Here is a 16,607-nt window from a genome sequence, read left to right as displayed (position 1 = left end):
TTTCTCCTTACCGTGCGTAGGAATACCCGGTGATATTGGCGTAGTATCCGCTCCCCGCTGTCGAAACGTTCGTGTAGTAATAAACATAGGGGTACGACGCCGACGACAGCTCTACATAAATATCCATATTAGCGCGGGCGATCGTAGCGCCCAGTCCTCCCGGTTTGGAGTACAGGAACACCGCTGAATCAGTTGAGGCGTTATAGGACTCAATAAGCGCCGTCTTACTGGTAACTGGTGGTAGGAATGTGTTGATCACAATAGATGATTCAGCGGTCGCCTTGCCACCCGCTAATACCTGGTTTCCGTTATACGCAGTCATATAACGGCATACACCATTGACGACCTCGGCAGCAAGACCACCGGAGGCGCCCACGCGAATACTCCCAAGATAGCGTCTGGTTGCGGCCCCTGTTTTTTGATGTGCGGGGTAGGAATACGCTACGGGTGCGGTCGCTACTACCTCTACGGCTGGCGTCGTCCCGTTCATGTACAGATACACATGCAGCCATGAGTTCGCTGTTCCGCTGAAACTCTGTGTAATTGCCGCCGTGACGCGAGCAATGCCGCCTGAGGGGATATACGCTGCACCAGGGCTGACAGTTACAGATGATGCGCTGACTGACAGGTCCAGTCCTGCAATGAACTCCGGGCCAATCTCTCCGGTAGCGAATACGTCCAGGTTTGTACGCGCTGCCGCTGCCGTTGTTGCTCCGGTCCCGCCGTTTGCCATTGGCACGACATCATGTTGCGTCCATACCTGCCGAACGATGATGGTGCGGGCGCCCGCCGTTCCGCTCAGCCGCAACTCATATTTCCGGTATCCCGATGCGGTTGCGGTGCTATACACAACATCAACGATGCGTGTGCCCGTGCCATCACCGCAACGCACATGAATATCCACGTTTAGCGTCGTGCTGTCCATTCCAGCCGGGACGTTGGTCATGTTAGCGCCGTTAACGTAAAACGACTCACCAATACTGAATGAATCGTTCTGCCAGTCCAGTGTTGAACGAGCCATAGCTGACTGGCCGTATCCGAGCACCCAGTACATGGATTTATCGTCCAGCACCTCACGCCAGGGTTGCCAGGCAGATGACCAGTACGTGCGAGTAAACCGCTGGTTGGCAATGTCTGAGTTTGACCCAAAAACGGTCCACTCCTGCATATAAACCCCAGAGGAACGCAAGCGCACGTTGATCAGTCCCCCTGGCACCGCAGACGTTCCCGGCACAGTCGGTAGTCCGGTTGTTGCAGATGTGGTGGGGTGCTCCCCCAGGTCAAATAACGTATCTACGTTGCCCACAAACGCTAGCGGCCGTGGCTGGCGTCCTATTTCGACCCATGCACTCCAGTTACTGAGCGCGGTCCCGCCGCCGTTCCAGAATCTGCTAAACTGGTTACCAGTCGCAGACAGCGCGATTTGCTGCGATCCTTGCCCATAGCCCTGCACAACCTCCACAGTGCCAGCGAATCCATCATAGGGCCAGCCGTTTGCGGCTGTACCACTAGAAACACGCAGCGTGCCGTACAGATCCGCTGTGGTATACGTGCTTATATCAGTTGAGCTACCGACAACCAGCGTACTACGCAGCGATTTAGTTGCCGTATTAGCCCAGTCCGTCCAGGGGCCGTCCGTGCCGTTCCACGCCGCAGATAACGATCTGACCCACTGGTTGCCCGTGTAATCGGTGTACACGTGTTGCCCCTGGAATCGTCCACCGTTATTGACTTTCAATGTGCCTTGCAGCGCACCTGCGGGGAACCCGTTAGCCGTGGTCAATCCGGTGCCTGTGGATTTAGACCATTCGCCCTCTGTTGTTGCCGGGTTCATTGTGTTCAGGTTCGCGTCAGCAGCAAGCTGGCCGCGATCAATCCATGCGGTATTAGCGATACCGGACAATTTCGCCCACGACGGGCCGGGAATTTGAACCCCCGTCGGTGTGCCGTTCGGCAGCGTGACTGTGATATCCCCGGAGCCAGAATAAAACGCCTGCCAGTTCGCGTTCTCCTGCAGTACACGGCGAACCGCCTCGGCGGTCTGTGCTGCCAGCGCTGCTGTAATGCGGTTCAGCGTCATCTGTGGCACAGCAACGTAAGCCGCGCCGGTGGTAGTCGGACCGGTGAATGCGTCGCTTAATGTCAGCGCTGTAGCACTGGTAACTGTGTCGACAAACAGCGTATAAAACACGCCGCCGATGGTGGTCGTGATAACGTCGCCAGGTTTTAAATCTGTGGTGAACGTCGTGCTGGTACCGCCGACGGCGGTTGACCCGCTTGTTAATTTAATTGTGCCTGCGGACATATTTTCATTTTCTCCAGACATAAAAAAACCCGCCGCAGCGGGTTGATGAAATTGAGTGAATTACGTGGTTTGCACAAACGCACCGGACCCACGAGCTACGATCACGCTTGGGGATGTAATCTGGCACGTACCGCCGGACGAGGCCCCGCCCGTAGTCGCCTGTATAGAACATGAAACCACGCGGCCAGTTAGCCGCGCGGACATCATTAGCGTGGCGTACACCCTCCCTTGCCCGGTCACTGTGGCCACACGATACGTTTTTGTCACGCCTCCTATCTTCATAACAACGTTGGCGGCGCCACCCTGGGAACCGGACCCGGTAGCCTCGCCAATACTGACCGTTGCCATCAGCACGACGTGTTTATCGCGTGATTTTGTCCCGGAATCTGTATATGTAAATGCCACCGTTTCGGAGGATGAAATTGCAGTGTCCGGGAAAACCTGACCATTTGCCACATCACCAATAAACGAATCGGCCTCAACAGTACCCCGCACCACAACGTTGTTAAATTCCGCTGACCCATCCTGCCTGACAATCCATCCAGACGAACCAGCAACGAAATTAGCAGACCACAGATTGCCACCAATTTTCGCGTTTGTGATTGCGGCATCCAGAATTTTGGCGGTCGTGATTGCCGCATCCTTGATTTTTGCTGTTGTGATTGAGGCGTTCTGAATAAATGCGTCATTCAGGAATACCTGGCCGCTAACAATCGCGAACGGTGAATACATGTTGCTGGTATTGCTACCAGACAGCATTACCAGTTCATCAGCGTTAAACGCGATTCGGGTTGTAACTGCGTCGCTTGAATCAGCGATAACCGCCATAGAAATCCCGGCGTTGTAATAGTTGCCGTTGTAGTTAACCCCCGCTTTGAGCGTGTAGATTGCGTTCGCTGTGGTCGCATCAGCATATGCCGTGAATTTCTGATTTATTGCCGCCTGCTGCTCACCAAACGTCGCCGTTGTCTGAGTCTGATACTCTGCCAGCGCATTATCTGTGTTTGCCTGTGCCTCGCTGATTTGGACAATGCTTGCGTTGACGTCAGTGATCGCGGCCTGCACCGTTGTTTTCAGCGTGGCCACCGCAGAATCAGTCGTCGCCTGCGCCGTTCTAACCGACAGAATCTCCGCTGCGTTATCGCCGAACTGGACCGCCACCAGCTCTTTGAACTCAGCAAATGACTGCTCAGCGTCAGCAATGAGGATTTGCGCGTTAGATATTTCGGCGCGGGCAACACCGAACTGCTGAAACGAAACGTTCGCGTTCTGGATATCTGTCAGCGTGCCCTGCAGTACCCCGGCAATGCTGAAATCAATTTTTTCAGTCAGTGCCTTGCCATCGTCAGCAGACAGGAATTCATCACGAATAGCATTGGTAATATCATCAAAATTGTCAGTCGGCTTACCTGACACCTCAATAAAGTCTGATACCCCAAAAGAGTTGCGCGTCCGGACGTACACATAGTAGGTATGGTCAAATTTAAGTTGCTGAATTGTCCACTGATACCCACGCCCCAGAAACTGAGCCTGGTTTTCAACATTTTGAAGTAAGGGGATCGGTGTTTCTCCCGCGTACCAGTATTCAAAGGTTGTGTCACTGGTCAGGGAAAACGAGGTTACCGGGATCAATGTCGCCTGGAATACACCCGGAACCCACTGAACCGAGCTCGGTGCAAATGGCGCACCAATAATCAGGTTGACTTGGGTTTCCGCTCCCTTCATTCCATTTTCGTTTCGCCCCCGGACGCCGAGAATGTAATCCCCGGCGTTCAACCCGTAGAACTCATAACGGAACTGGTCTGTTTCATACTGCGCAACGACAGCGCCACTTGCGCTATAAACGTACAGTTCGAACACCAGTTTTTTAGTTGTGGTGGCCGTTTCCCAGGTTGCAGTGACCTGGACGGTTTCACTGTTGGTATTGATGATGCGCAGGTTTTCAATATTCGGCACGCGATATCCATTCAGCGTGTCATTCGGAATTTCAAATACTGCCCCCTCGTCCACAATGGCCTGTTTGTTGGGGTCGTGCTGGGCTGCGCTGATGGTGTAAGCAGAGTTGTTATCTGCCTCCTCGATACTGAGAATGCGGAACAGACGTGTCGCAACACTGGTCGTGGAAATCGCAAATACAGTACCGTTTCGCACCCAGGCTGGAACTGTTTTCAGCGTGACAATTGAACCTGACACGTTCGCAATTTCATATTTCAAAAACTTGCCGTTACTGCTCATTAACGACATGTTGTCACCTGATTCTGCCAGGGTCGACACATCTGCATCTACAGTTATTTGAGCACCGTTGTGCGACACAATGCGCCCACCCAACCGTGTACCTGCGTGGTCATTGTCCATCACCTCAACCACATCACCGGGAGTAAATGCGATAGCATCACGCGCCATTTGGAAAGATACACGCTTTGTTTCGCGCTTAGCAGTCTCAAGCATCCATTTTCCAGCGCGGTACGCCTGCCCACGGGAAGTGCAGCCAAACGCTTCCAGCGTGGTTTCGTTGTAGCGAAAGCGGGCGATGAGGTCATCGTCACTAACGTACTCTTTGACTTGCTCCCAGCCGTTATTCGGATCCGTCCAGGACACCACGACCGCGTTATAGCGTTCGCTCTGTTTGGCTGAGCTGTATGAGAACTTCCCGTCAACAACGCTGGCATTCGTGATAACTGCAATGGGGTCCTGGGGGGCGTCGATAAGTATGGTCAGGCGCAGGCCATCCCATAAAGCGATCCCACGGAACATCCCGGCAATCTTGTCCAGAATGTCACGCGCACTCACCTGTTCAGTGATATACGCGTTCAGCGTCATGCGTGGCTCTTTACCGCCATAACCGTCATCTACCAGTTGATCGCAATACTGCGACAGGATATAGAGTGCGCCATCGTCAACATCAACATAACCTGCACTGCGTGCCAGACCGAAACGCGTGTTCTTTGCCAGTTCGCGAAATATCCAGGCAGGGTTGTTGGTCCAGGCCTGGGTAAAACCACCAGTCCAGAGTCCAGTGTATACGCGGGTTATAGGATTGTAATTGTCCGGAACTGAGACAATCAGCCCGCGAAGATGGTAAGTGCGTGAAGGTGTGTCCGTATACTGGTCGCGGTCAATCACTGCACCGCAAACTGCCGAGAACGGATAGTTGAGGTTATCGTCGGTGATTTCACTGTAACTGTTCCAGATCGTCCCGTTGGTAAGCAGGTCACTGGTGCTGTCCGGAGTAATACGGCGAACGCGAATATCGAAAGGCTTGATATCTGGTGCATCAATGACGTGAGCCTCCAGGTATTCCCCCGAAATTTTTCCTGCTATAGATACTGTTTTCTGGATAGTCCATGCCCCACCAGAGGTGCGCGTCTCAAGTACCATTACTACAGTTGTATTTTTTTGATTGCCTTTGGTGTCCTGCTGGACCAGCCCAGAAACCCCCACATTAAAACGGACCCGGGTAACGTCAACATCAGTGATCGCACGAACCAGTGGTGTATCAAACGTCACGTCATTGTTGACGATTTCCGTCGCTTCAATTGCGGAGAAACCGTTAATAGGACTCTGGAACTCTGAACCGGGACGCCAGGCTACGCTGACGCCATTGATATTTACCGTGCCGTTTGCATCAGTAACCGGGGTTTTGTTGAGCAGAAATGATGACAAATGGGACTGATCAACTGGTCCGTAAATTGGCCCCTCGCTGATGAGGTCGAGGACACGGTAGAACTGTTTGGATTTGAGGTTATCGTCGAGAAGTTTGGGAGTGCTGCCGCCACCGCCGCCTGAGGACATATTGTTGCCACCTTAGCTAATTGATTCAGTCCAGTCCTGGTTGTTTGATGTGTCGATACCCAGAGAAATAACGTTGCTGCCAACCAGCATTTCGCCGAGCAAAATTGGAACAGGCTGCCCCTGCCCGACCCGGTTCTCTGCGCTGGTGAAAGAGTTGTTTGTTAGCGTGTTACTTTCCGCAGCCTCAGCAGAAGTTTTGCTTTTCATGTTTCGGGACATGTAGACCGAGTAAGCGACAGAGGCCACCGTCACTGCTACAGCAATCCAGGCTGCAGCAACTGCGGTAATAGCGCCCTCCACCACCGGCACAAACAGAACCACCGCGCCATCGTCCAGATGACGATCCAGATGCCATTGCATAGCCGATGTCTCTACGTCTTCACCAGCAACCCTGATACGCAGCCTTGTACTGAGGAAGGCCTTTTTAAATTTCTGGTCCTGAGCCAGCAACAGACGCAATCCCTGCGCCGGGGTTTCAACGTTCAGCTCTATTTGGCGGTAATGTCGGCGTAAATGCCCCGCAAATTTAAAGACGAGCATTGCTCATGCCTCCAGATTGAGTGTGTCTGCCGGACGTAGGCCAAACGATATGGCTCCCGCCGGCTAAGATGTCCGGCGTGGTCGTGGTGAAGCACCATATTGCTTTCCAGCAAAATCATTGCGTGGCAAGGATCTGCGCCGGGGAATGGCTGGCGAAGGATGACGTCGCCGGGTTGCGCATCTCTGATACTCACCTCATAGAATCCATTGGTGACCATGTTTTTCAGATAGAGGTTTTCGCCATGCAGCCACCAGCCGTTGGTACGTTCGAAGTCCGGCAGTTCAATTCCGCAGAGGTGATAAGCATCGCGAAACAGCGTGTAGCAATCCATCTCGCCATGAACGAATCTGCGGCCGAGTAAATGCGGTACCGGACGAAACTTCCGTATCACGCCGTTGCAAACCAGCCACCACGGCAAACCGGTTAAAACCTGGGAGTGCCGATCAGCACCAGAGAGAACCGGAACATTCAGAGGATGAGAGTGGAAAACCGCCGTCACCTCGCCTTCATTCTCAGCTGCCAGCCAGTCGTCATCACTGATGCGAAAATGGAGGCCCGGTTCAGGATGCACGTTTCGGCAGCGGAACAGCCGATCACCATCGAGGATCAACCCGCACACCTCATCCTTCGACGAGGCCGCATACTGGAGTAACTCGATCATCAGGAAACCTTTTGAGAACCGGGGAAGCTGCTGATTGGCAGGACTGCCGGGCGAGGATAGCGCAGTCGGCAACCTGTTTTACGGTGCGAACACTTATCCAGTGCCAGGTTACTGGTTGGATTGTCTCGCTCATCGGCTACCGCCGGGCCGTTGTAATTGCAGCCGGTACCGCGGTATGCCCACTGGCACACGTCAGCCAGAATGGTGCGAGCCGGAACAATCGCGTTATCGCAGTCAATTGGCGTAGCCAGGCTGTAAGTGACCTGCTCGAAAGTTTCTTCGGTCATTTCCTCCACGACGTAGCGCGAAACAGCCTCCATAGTCGGATCAGCATCCGGGTTACCGTTTGGGAAATTCACAGCATCCAGGTGCTTGACCGGAACCTGCCGCCGGGTAATTACCACACCCAGCATGTCGTCAAAATCAGAGTTGATGCCGGTGATAAGCCCGGTTACGTTCGCCACTGCCATTGTGGGACGCGCATACGTGCCTTCGTTCTTGCTTTCGAAACCTTCAACGGCAATCGGGTAAGCCTGGTAAATATTGCCCTTCCAGATAACGTTGCCGTAGAAACCGTTTGTGCCTGAGTGGAACCGGAGAAGGTCACCGCCGTAAGGCTGCAGGTCGGCTTCAAAAAGGTCGATAAACGCGCCGACACCAGCATCAACGCTTTCGATAATTAGCTCAGGTGGAATGTCGCGCACGAATTTCTCCAATAAAAAAGGCCGCACGCGGCGGCCTGGAAAATAGGTGATCAAATATCAGGATGGGATATATCCAATAGCCTGGATATGGTGAAGATTCAGCCCGTCAGCGGTGGGACGCTGGCGCACTCTGGGAAGGAGGGATGGCTGATTACCTCCGTGAAGGAACTGCCATGTCGAAATATCACCTTAACAGCATCACTGACTTAAGAAATTTAATAAATACACCAGAAGGTTTAAGAACAAATATTAGCTTTGGGTTATCTACGCCTGCCGGGGAAGTTGTATTTGGATTTGACCCACATGGTTATGACATTAAAAATATGACCATTACACAACTTGAAGAATTGGCAATTAAAGTCTTTAAGGAGAGGGTAAACTCATAGCATCAAGTCTGGCCCTGATATCATCAATGGAAGATTGTTTACTAATATTGATATAGGAAATTTGTTCTGACAACGAGGTGAGCACATCCTTCAAGGTTGCCACCTCTTTCTCTAGACTTTCAACACGCTGTTCTAATGTCATAATTATCTCCTGCCTTTCGGCTTATCTCGGTACCTGCTCAAAGGTGGCCGTCAGTTCATACAACGGCCCGGTTTTTGTCATGCTCCAGGAGCGACAGACAAACAGCGCCTGCGTCCCCGTACTCGACGGCGTCCAGTAAAACGACTCGACGGCCATACGTGCTTTCAGAAATGCCTCGGCAGACCGCGCAGCGTTCGGCTTATTGCATTTACTGTCATCGACTCCCTTGAACGTCAGTGAGTATTTCGGCATCAGGGGGTTAATCCCCTTAACCTGTCGCTGTTCGTAGCCATCACCGAGTTTAACGACCGCTACGTTAGGCGTGCTCTCGATGGTGTAGGCCTTCTGAGGGGACCAGGTGAATGTTTCCGGCATTACTTACGTCTCCCCTGCAATAAACCGCCCGGACGAGTACTCTGGTCTATCATCATTTTCAACATGTCGCTGTTCCACGCCTTACGAAGCCGAGCTATTTCTTCGTCTCCGACACCGCCAGTAGTATTGATGACCAGGTTCATAACCGGATTGAATGAAGCTTCGCCACCACCGCCCTGCATATCCCGGTTGCTGATAACGCTCCCGTTATCGCCAGGAATCATGTATTGACTTCCATTACTGGCTTTAAAGATTTCAGGTTTGCCACCCTCGCCAACACGGTACATACTGTCAGCGTTAACGGGGCCGCCGTTATAACGAGCCCCGGCAATCGCCATCCCCTTTGCGGACAAAAGAGAACCGGCATATGCTGTTTGACCTACTGCCGCGGCACTGCCCATGGTTGCAATTGATGCGCTGACAGCAGCCGGTGCCCACGCCGCAGCCGCTGCCGTTGCCTGAGCCGTCGTAAAGGCGAGAGAGGCAGTTGCAGCGGCCTGACCCATCAACTGAGCCTTAACCCACTCAATCCCCATCTGCACCAGGCTGGTGATCACGCTGTTGAGTATCGTTGAGCCAATATTGGCGAATGCCTCCTGTAGGCTTTGCGTGCCATTGATAAGCCCGGTTAACGCACTCGACGCACCACTTTGCAATCCTTCCAGAGAAGACGCCAGCAGCTCGTTAGCCTCGCTTTGGTTGCGGTAGATTTCCCACTGTGCGGCTATGCGGGCTTGTTCATACTGCGTATCTGCCGCATTACGGAGTGCCAGCGCATTCTCATGCGCCAGTATACCCTGCTGCTCGAACTGCTGGATCATCGCCAGTTCTTGCGCGTGCTGGTTAGCCAGGCGCTGTACAGGGTCAACCTCTCCCGCCGCCGACTGCGCGGGCGTTACAGCCTGCTGCGCGCGGATTTTTGCAAGGTTGGTCTGATGTGTTGCCTCCAGGCGCTCAGCGGTCTCGTTGAATTGCTCAATGCTTATTTTCTTAGCACTGAGCGCAGTCATTAAGTCGTTCAGATCCTGCTTATAGCTGGCATTTTCGCGCGCTTCCGGCAAAAGCTTCTCGGCGGCGGCCTGGGCCTTAATCGCGTTGGCGGTGTCCCATTCAGCTGCCGCGTACTTCCTGATTTCAGCGACCTGTTCCGTTGTGGCACTTTTATTCAGTGATTGCTCAGCTTTTAGAATCGCCATTTCTCGAGAGAGGTCTTTCGTTGCCATTGAGGCGGTTTCAGCACGCTGCTTGTAGTCAGAAATTTTCTGAGCATTCGACTCCATTTGAGAAGCCGCGCTTTTGCCTTGCGATTCAGCCTCGGATGCCGCCTTTTTTCGCGCCTTTTCTGCCTTTTCCAGGTCAAAGTTTTCTCCAGCCAGACGCTTCGCAGCAGCGATCTGGTTTGGGTTACTTGTTACCTTCGCGGCCTCAATCCCTGCCTTGGTTACTGCCCGGAGCCGCTCATCTTGTATTTTTAACAGGCTGTTTTGCTCTTCCAGATTAAGGATGACTTTGTCGCCTGCCTGCGTCGGTGGCGAGATCTCCAGTGCGCGAGGGTTGAAGTTCTGCCCCGCCTGGTTAGCACGGTTAATCTCATTAGCGGTAGTGCCAAATGCTTTCGCAACAGCGCCCTGTACCTGCTCAAGAACAGTACCCTTTTCAATCAGCCGGTCATGAACCCCCATCGAAGTGAGCATGTTGTTGTTGAGGGTTGCTTGGGCGCTGTCACGTGTGCGAATCGTGGCATTCAGCTTATCTTCAAGGTTCGTTCGATCCCGTTGCTTCTGATTAATTTCATCAGTGAGTCGTGCGGCATTCTGGAGAAGACCATTGCCTTGCTCAGCAGTTGTTCCAAACTGCTTGCCTTTCGCAACGTAGTCATCTCGGCTTGCAATAAGAGACTTTATTTCGCTGTCCAGTGCAGATAATGCGTCTTGCTGCCCTTTAATTGCCACGTTAGCGTCAGCAATAGACCCGCGCAGCGAGGTGTTACTCATTGAAGTCATTGATGCATTAAGCTTATCCAACCCGTCAGCAAAAGCGATCGCCTCCTGCCTGGCTTGCTGAGACTTCTGCCAGAAATAGAAAATGGCCGAAGCCGCAAGCATCGCAGCACCAGCAGGTCCGCCAATTAAAGACAGCGCCCCACGAGCAAGACCAATACTGACGGATGCTGCCCTTGCGGCTGCCGCTGCGCGAGCCGACGCTGCTGCCTGAGCGTCTTCGGCCAACTTGTTCTGAATTGCGGCGGCAGTCGCCCGGGTCTTGGCTGCAACCAACGCATCCATGGCCAGCATCTCAGCAGCACTCCCTCTCGCGACATTATATTCAGCCTGAGCCAGCGCCAGCGCCGACAAGGAAGCCTCTTTGTCTGCAACAGATTTACGCATGGTTGCGTTAGCTGAGAATAACGCTGTTTGCGCCGACTGGGAATCGGCTAAGATTTGTTGCCGTGAAGCGGCAATCGTCTGCACCTTTGCCTTTGTGCTATCGTAAATGGCCCCAACATAACGAGCGCCAATGATGCCAGCGAACACCAGCGCAGCAGTCGTGCCGGCATCAATAACGCCTGCCATTTTGTCTGCGTTTTGGCTGAATTTCAGCATTCCATCGGCAGACGCGATCAAGCCGTTAGTGAACTGCTGGATAATGCCAGTTTCATTCTCGAACGCCACAAGTAACTGCGTGATGGCAGTTTTGATACGCACACTGGCGTCAACAAGGTTGTTTGACATCCCGGCAGCAGCAGCGGAGTTCGCCTCCAGTGACTGGCGCAGACCCTCCGTAAGTTGTTTCGCAGTTAACTGGCCAGCAGCGCCGAGTGCGCGAACTTCTGCGCCAGTCATCTTGCTGGCAGCAGCGATATCGTTAATTACGGACGGGATGGCGGTCGTCAGTGTTTCCCACTGATCAGCCGCCACTTTGCCGGTGTTAATTGATTTTGAGAAGGCGTCAATTGCCGCACCGGCGCGATCTGCGGAGGTGGCGTTCTTAACGAAGGCATAAGACATCGAGTCTTGCACATCAATAGCCTGGTTGGTCGTGTACTGCATGCTGCGCAGACTATCAGCGGTTCGGATGTAAAGTTCCTGGGCTTCCTGCAACGAGCGATAAGTTCCGTTAGCCGTCGTCAACAGACGCTGCTGCACCATCTGAAATTCGGCCTGGCTGGACGTTGCCATCTGTACCCGCTCGGCCATCTCCTGATACTTCTGAACCATCTCAGCCATTTCACGAAGCGCTGATGCGGCGATCACCCCTTTGATTGCCGATGTCAGTTTAGACAGGCCGGTATCGAGGGTGTCGGCGGCCTTAGTCGTCTTGTTAAAGCTGCGCTCCATGCTGTCTAATGCTTTATCGGCTTCTTGCTGACCTTGCAGTAGCGGCGCTACGTCAGCGCTTATTTCGTAGTAAATATCGCCAACATTGGTGGTCATCTAATTATCTCCAGGCAATAAAAAACCCCGCCGTAGCGAGGTTAGGATGTGCATATTGTTATTTAATATTGATGGCGTCTTTAATTTTGTCTGAATCAAACTGCAACGTAGACTTCCCTCTACCATAGGAGACCATGGCGTTTATGTCACCACTTCGAAAGATGGCATATTTTACCCCAGGACAAGAATTGTTGGTTATGCATTGATACGGAGTTATCCCAGCTAATTCATGATTTTTGATGCCGTCGTCTGTCGCAAGCGGTTCGCCCAGAAGTCTTTGGGCGTAACTAACCATGGATGGAAAGTAATCGCCACCAGTGTCATCAATCGCAGCACTAATTCCTATAATGACTCCATCCAATGCAGACACTGAATATTTAGCCGTGTCACCCATTTCATTTTTAGGTGCTTTGCTTAAATTGAGCATTAAATAATGATGCGATGAAGGTATAACATCCTCTTTAGCCACAAGATTTTTATCTCTTATCACTTGGAGTTGACCGCCCAATTCAACCCCAAAAATCTCTGTTTTTTTATCGCAGCCAACCAGTAATGAAATAAACAAGAACACCAATATTTTCTTCACATCCCTATCCCCATCGGTAAAAGTGATCACATCCTACCCAGGAATAGCACAAGCGCAATGACGGCGATGATTTGATGATATCAAACAAGCCTATTGCTCTTTGGCGAGACGCCGGGCTTTGCGCGCCATATAGTCGTCAGCAACGGCATCATATTCTTCCCGAGTGAATCCTTTTTGTTCAGGGTATTTAGCAGCGATGAGTAGCTGAAACTCGGTCATCGTTAACTGCTCCGCCTCTACCCGGCTCATGCCGAAATGGTTGCGTGCAGCGCTGATGTACTCGAACGCTTTAAATTCACTTGTGGTTTCATTGCTTTCGTGACGTTGCAACTTGCGCACGTTGGCTTTCCCAATAATGCCGTGAGCCATCAAGGACTGGGCCACGACAAGCAATTCGATCTCACCCATGGCGCCGCGCCGAAACTTAAATGCCCTCCCGGCTGTTCTGGCCGGTAGTAATTCTCCGATCAGTTGCGTCAAATCCTCATCAGAACACGACTGCATAACCGTCATCGCTGCCATGATGGCTTTCCTGCCTGAGGTTATCGTTTTAATGTGCTCAACGAGCCATGTCGGCACCAGGCCGTAGGCATTGATAGCGCGCCTTAATAATGGCGTTATCTCATCATGGTGGAGGTCGTGGAATACCTGAACAATCTCTCGCGGTTCCCCGATTCTGGTCATATTGATAAATGACGGTCTGAAAAAGTAATCCTGTCCATAGCAGGCAATAAGGCATTCGCCGATTTCTTTAATTGGGTTCATGAACACCTCGCAACTTGAATTATCTGGGGCACCCGTTGAGATGCCCCATGTAATGCAGGTTAAACAGTAACGGTAACCGCGAAGACAGCAGTGAATTCGCCGTCCGTAGTTTTCACCGTAATATTCGCGGTCCCGGCTGTTGCTCCAGATGGCGCATTAACTGTTACCGTATTGCCGCTGATAGTGGCTGTAGCACGAGCCGGAACGGATGAAGTTACCGTAAATGTTTTATCGGTCGCATCGGTTGGCGCAACATTAACTGCGAACGTGGTTGACGCACCAGCAGCTACTGATGCACTGGTGGGTGTTACGGTAACACCAGTGACTGGGATGTCATCGGCGACCAGTTGCACGTCGATCGTGTCGGAATCTGCCACCTTAAATTCTGTTGTCAGCGTTACGATATCATTGCTGCCACCATCAGAACTCAGTGCGGAAATGACCATATAACCAATAAAGCTAACCGGCCCGTAATCCATGAACACCCAGATGGTTGGCTGGCGACCGGCTTTCACCTCGTCGTTGTAATACTTAACGAAGTTACCGACACCAAACTGATCGAGTTTGTCGCGCTTACGCACCTCACCTTCAAACGAGATGGTGAAATCGCTGTTGGTTACGATATTTTCAACATAACCTTTGGTATCGTCAGCGTCGCTGGTAACCGTGTTCGGGCTGAAATCGAAACCTTTCGATGTACCCGCCATGAGCGGAAGACGTGCACTTTCAAGTGGGATAACGTCAGGGCAGCCCAACGCAACCTCCAGCACCACGGCGCGACCAAAGAGCTTACTGTTGTCAGTAGAGCAACCTTGCATATTCTTACCTCTTCATAGATAAAAAGGCCGCCAAATGGCAGCCTGTTGATGTTGCTTACTCCCCGTAGAGGCAAGCGAATTGGAGGCGGAAGACGATCCTTCCCTCATCGGTTAATACAGGAGGCGGAATACCGCCCATGTTTTCGATTTGTCCGACACAACTGTCTTTTATGGGATTTTCCTGAACGTAATCGACAATGGACTGAACCGCCTGAGCTGTAATAGTGCGCTTGTCTTGTGGACCAATGACATCAACAAGAACGTAATGCTCCGCGCCAAGGTCTTTACGTATTGGCGTGCCGCCATTGGGCCGAAATACAATAAATGAGTCAGTTGCCTTCTTCGTGTCTTCAAAGAAAAGCGTTTGAACAATACGCCCATTCGTAAGTCCGGCATCCACAAACAGGTTTTTCACCCGCTCATACATTGACGGTGTCATACCGATAGCTCCTTATGAACCACCGCATCAATCTGCTGACGCATGTCGTCGAAGCCCTTACGGAGAAACTCTTTCTCAGCTGTCGAACGACGAAATTTCTGTTTAACATTAGGATCATGAACAGACAAAGCGTAATTCGCTGAATAGCCGACACGGCCAGTAACCAAGACGCCTTTAATCATGATTTCCCGGAACTGGCTATTTATCAGCGTCGACGTGTCGATAGGAGTGTAGAGGGATGCCTGAGAACTACCGATAATCAGTGCTGACTGAATGGCCCGGGCAACTTTCCGCCCGGTTATGTCCTCAATCAGGCGATTCAGTTTTACCTTCGCCTGAGATATGCCGCGAACTTTACCGCCCATTACGCCCCCGTGATCAGCGCATAGTCATCCGCGATTCGCTCGAACGTGTCGGCGTATCTGATAACCTGCAAAATCTGGTCAGCACCAGCAATAAGAGGATCCGCTTCTGTCGATTCACCGATGAAAATAAAATCACCGGCTTCTGTCGCAGCATACTCAGTCCAGAAGGTGTTCTTCACCACCACTTCATTTCCGAGGTTGCCCAGTGATGCCGACACCCCGGCAATTTTTCGCGACAATCCACCCTGATAATCGCAATCGATGACCACTGGTGCGGAATAGCCCAGCGGATCACCAGATTCGCTTTTACCGAGGCTGCGCCAGATGGTGGCCTTCCCAGTGTAAGACCAGTTAGCCAATGATGACAATTTCACTCCCTCCATTTAACGATGACGGGCTTTTCCGCTGCAATCTTCCGGCAGAACAGGAACCATTCTCCGTCTTTGCGGATATACGCCGTTGTCTGCTTGCCGCTATTGGTCATCACCCACACGCGGGTGAATGGCTTCGGCAGGCTTTCGGTAACGGATGTCCAGACCATCAGCAGCCCCCGGCAACCATGAAAAATCCAACGCTGTTACCGGCGCTGATTGGCAACTCCCCGGTGCAGCCGCTGGTGTCGAGCCGGGCCAGCGAGTCACGCAACCAGGTTATGCCGTCCTCGCCATAATCAAACGAGCGTGACGCGCCAGACGGTGCGCCCTGTGATTTCAGGCGGCGCGCGCCGGAAGACGTTGCCATCAACGCGGCGGCGTACATCAGGATGAGTTTTGCGGTGCAGTCGTCATAACCTGCACCATCGAGGCACGGGGTGATTTTGTTCACCACACAGAGGATCGGCGTCAGCAAAGCGTCGGGAATGGTGTACCCCAACTCGGAGAGGAAGCCTTTCACATCGTCAGCCGTGATTGGGGTCGCCATTTATTTCGCCTTCTTCTGCAGTTCAGCCAGTTGCTTATTAGCCGCGTCCAGATCGGCCTGGAGGCTGGCATTACTGGTTGTTAACTCTGAAACCTTGGCTTTCTCTTCGTCCAGCGCCGCCTGTACAGATGCATTGCTTTCAGTGAGCGTAACCAACTGAGCATTAGCCGCGTCCAGATCGGCCTGGAGCTTTACCAGTTGACCCGGCGTCGCGACCTCAAATTCAGCATCACCAACCAGCACGGCTTTGCCGGACAGCCACAATGGCAACTCTGTACCTTCGTACGCCTCACCCTTTTTCAGTTCATGGCTGTCATGGGTGAGGATCCATTTTTGCGTTTTCTCGTTAGGCATAAGCCCTCCAGAAAGAGAT

The 16,607-nt window shown here is 52.4% G+C and carries 18 protein-coding genes; 1 reads left to right on the top strand and 17 read right to left on the bottom strand.

The window, feature by feature from the left end; all coding sequences use genetic code 11:
• Positions 1–7: 7 nt before the first annotated feature.
• The 5 genes from ACSZPU_RS01050 to ACSZPU_RS01030 are packed head-to-tail and all read right to left on the bottom strand — an operon-like array spanning position 8 to position 8,003.
• Positions 8–2,326, bottom strand: a complete 2,319-nt coding sequence (locus ACSZPU_RS01050) for a pyocin knob domain-containing protein (protein ID WP_498994597.1) — start codon at positions 2,324–2,326, stop codon at positions 8–10.
• Positions 2,327–2,365: 39 nt separating this feature from the next.
• The gene (locus tag ACSZPU_RS01045) at positions 2,366–6,097 is read right to left on the bottom strand and encodes a TipJ family phage tail tip protein (protein WP_498994595.1); all 3,732 of its coding nucleotides are present in this window, start codon (positions 6,095–6,097) and stop codon (positions 2,366–2,368) included.
• 12 nt (positions 6,098–6,109) lie between these two features.
• Positions 6,110–6,637 carry a tail assembly protein gene (locus ACSZPU_RS01040; protein ID WP_498994593.1) on the bottom strand — a complete coding sequence of 176 codons (528 nt, stop codon included), beginning with the start codon at positions 6,635–6,637 and terminating at the stop codon, positions 6,110–6,112.
• Entirely contained in the window at positions 6,586–7,299 is a 714-nt protein-coding gene (locus ACSZPU_RS01035; protein ID WP_498994591.1) for a C40 family peptidase, read from the bottom strand. The genes ACSZPU_RS01040 and ACSZPU_RS01035 overlap by 52 nt, the downstream gene beginning before the upstream one ends.
• Positions 7,299–8,003 (bottom strand): phage minor tail protein L, encoded by a 705-nt coding sequence (locus tag ACSZPU_RS01030; protein WP_498994589.1) that lies wholly within the window; start codon positions 8,001–8,003, stop codon positions 7,299–7,301. The genes ACSZPU_RS01035 and ACSZPU_RS01030 overlap by 1 nt, the downstream gene beginning before the upstream one ends.
• Before the next feature lie 143 nt (positions 8,004–8,146).
• On the opposite strand from ACSZPU_RS01030, the gene ACSZPU_RS01025 reads away from it, so the two are divergent.
• Positions 8,147–8,389, top strand: a complete 243-nt coding sequence (locus ACSZPU_RS01025; protein ID WP_498994587.1) for a hypothetical protein — start codon at positions 8,147–8,149, stop codon at positions 8,387–8,389.
• Here ACSZPU_RS01025 and ACSZPU_RS01020 read toward each other — a convergent pair.
• The 12 genes from ACSZPU_RS01020 to ACSZPU_RS00965 are packed head-to-tail and all read right to left on the bottom strand — an operon-like array spanning position 8,367 to position 16,588.
• Entirely contained in the window at positions 8,367–8,531 is a 165-nt protein-coding gene (locus tag ACSZPU_RS01020) for a hypothetical protein (RefSeq protein ID WP_498994586.1), read from the bottom strand. The genes ACSZPU_RS01025 and ACSZPU_RS01020 overlap by 23 nt on opposite strands.
• Positions 8,532–8,552: 21 nt before the next feature.
• Positions 8,553–8,906, bottom strand: coding sequence for a phage tail protein (locus ACSZPU_RS01015; RefSeq protein WP_498994584.1), 354 nt, complete (start codon positions 8,904–8,906; stop codon positions 8,553–8,555).
• On the bottom strand, positions 8,906–12,340 hold the full coding sequence (locus tag ACSZPU_RS01010) for a tape measure protein (RefSeq protein ID WP_498994582.1): 3,435 nt from the start codon (positions 12,338–12,340) through the stop codon (positions 8,906–8,908). The genes ACSZPU_RS01015 and ACSZPU_RS01010 overlap by 1 nt, the downstream gene beginning before the upstream one ends.
• A gap of 58 nt (positions 12,341–12,398) precedes the next feature.
• Positions 12,399–12,956 (bottom strand): hypothetical protein, encoded by a 558-nt coding sequence (locus tag ACSZPU_RS01005; protein WP_498994580.1) that lies wholly within the window; start codon positions 12,954–12,956, stop codon positions 12,399–12,401.
• A gap of 60 nt (positions 12,957–13,016) precedes the next feature.
• The gene (locus ACSZPU_RS01000; RefSeq protein WP_498994578.1) at positions 13,017–13,691 is read right to left on the bottom strand and encodes a DUF6246 family protein; all 675 of its coding nucleotides are present in this window, start codon (positions 13,689–13,691) and stop codon (positions 13,017–13,019) included.
• Between the two features lie 59 nt (positions 13,692–13,750).
• Positions 13,751–14,509 carry an Ig-like domain-containing protein gene (locus ACSZPU_RS00995; protein WP_498994576.1) on the bottom strand — a complete coding sequence of 253 codons (759 nt, stop codon included), beginning with the start codon at positions 14,507–14,509 and terminating at the stop codon, positions 13,751–13,753.
• 55 nt (positions 14,510–14,564) lie between these two features.
• Entirely contained in the window at positions 14,565–14,948 is a 384-nt protein-coding gene (locus tag ACSZPU_RS00990; RefSeq protein WP_498994574.1) for a phage tail termination protein, read from the bottom strand.
• On the bottom strand, positions 14,945–15,313 hold the full coding sequence (locus tag ACSZPU_RS00985; protein ID WP_498994572.1) for an HK97 gp10 family phage protein: 369 nt from the start codon (positions 15,311–15,313) through the stop codon (positions 14,945–14,947). Before ACSZPU_RS00985 ends, ACSZPU_RS00990 begins: the two co-directional genes overlap by 4 nt.
• Complete coding sequence (locus ACSZPU_RS00980; RefSeq protein WP_498994631.1) at positions 15,313–15,681, bottom strand: hypothetical protein; 369 nt, start codon at positions 15,679–15,681, stop codon at positions 15,313–15,315. Before ACSZPU_RS00980 ends, ACSZPU_RS00985 begins: the two co-directional genes overlap by 1 nt.
• Positions 15,682–15,683: 2 nt before the next feature.
• Positions 15,684–15,854 carry a hypothetical protein gene (locus tag ACSZPU_RS00975; RefSeq protein WP_498994570.1) on the bottom strand — a complete coding sequence of 57 codons (171 nt, stop codon included), beginning with the start codon at positions 15,852–15,854 and terminating at the stop codon, positions 15,684–15,686.
• Positions 15,854–16,234 (bottom strand): DUF7370 family protein, encoded by a 381-nt coding sequence (locus ACSZPU_RS00970; RefSeq protein WP_498994568.1) that lies wholly within the window; start codon positions 16,232–16,234, stop codon positions 15,854–15,856. Before ACSZPU_RS00970 ends, ACSZPU_RS00975 begins: the two co-directional genes overlap by 1 nt.
• Positions 16,235–16,588, bottom strand: a complete 354-nt coding sequence (locus ACSZPU_RS00965; protein ID WP_498994567.1) for a hypothetical protein — start codon at positions 16,586–16,588, stop codon at positions 16,235–16,237.
• Positions 16,589–16,607 lie beyond the last annotated feature (19 nt).

The organism is Phytobacter sp. V69 (assembly GCF_965644215.1).
GTDB lineage: Bacteria > Pseudomonadota > Gammaproteobacteria > Enterobacterales > Enterobacteriaceae > Phytobacter.
The sequence above is the reverse complement of the archived record's forward strand: the minus strand, read 5'-3'. Positions and strand labels throughout refer to the sequence as shown.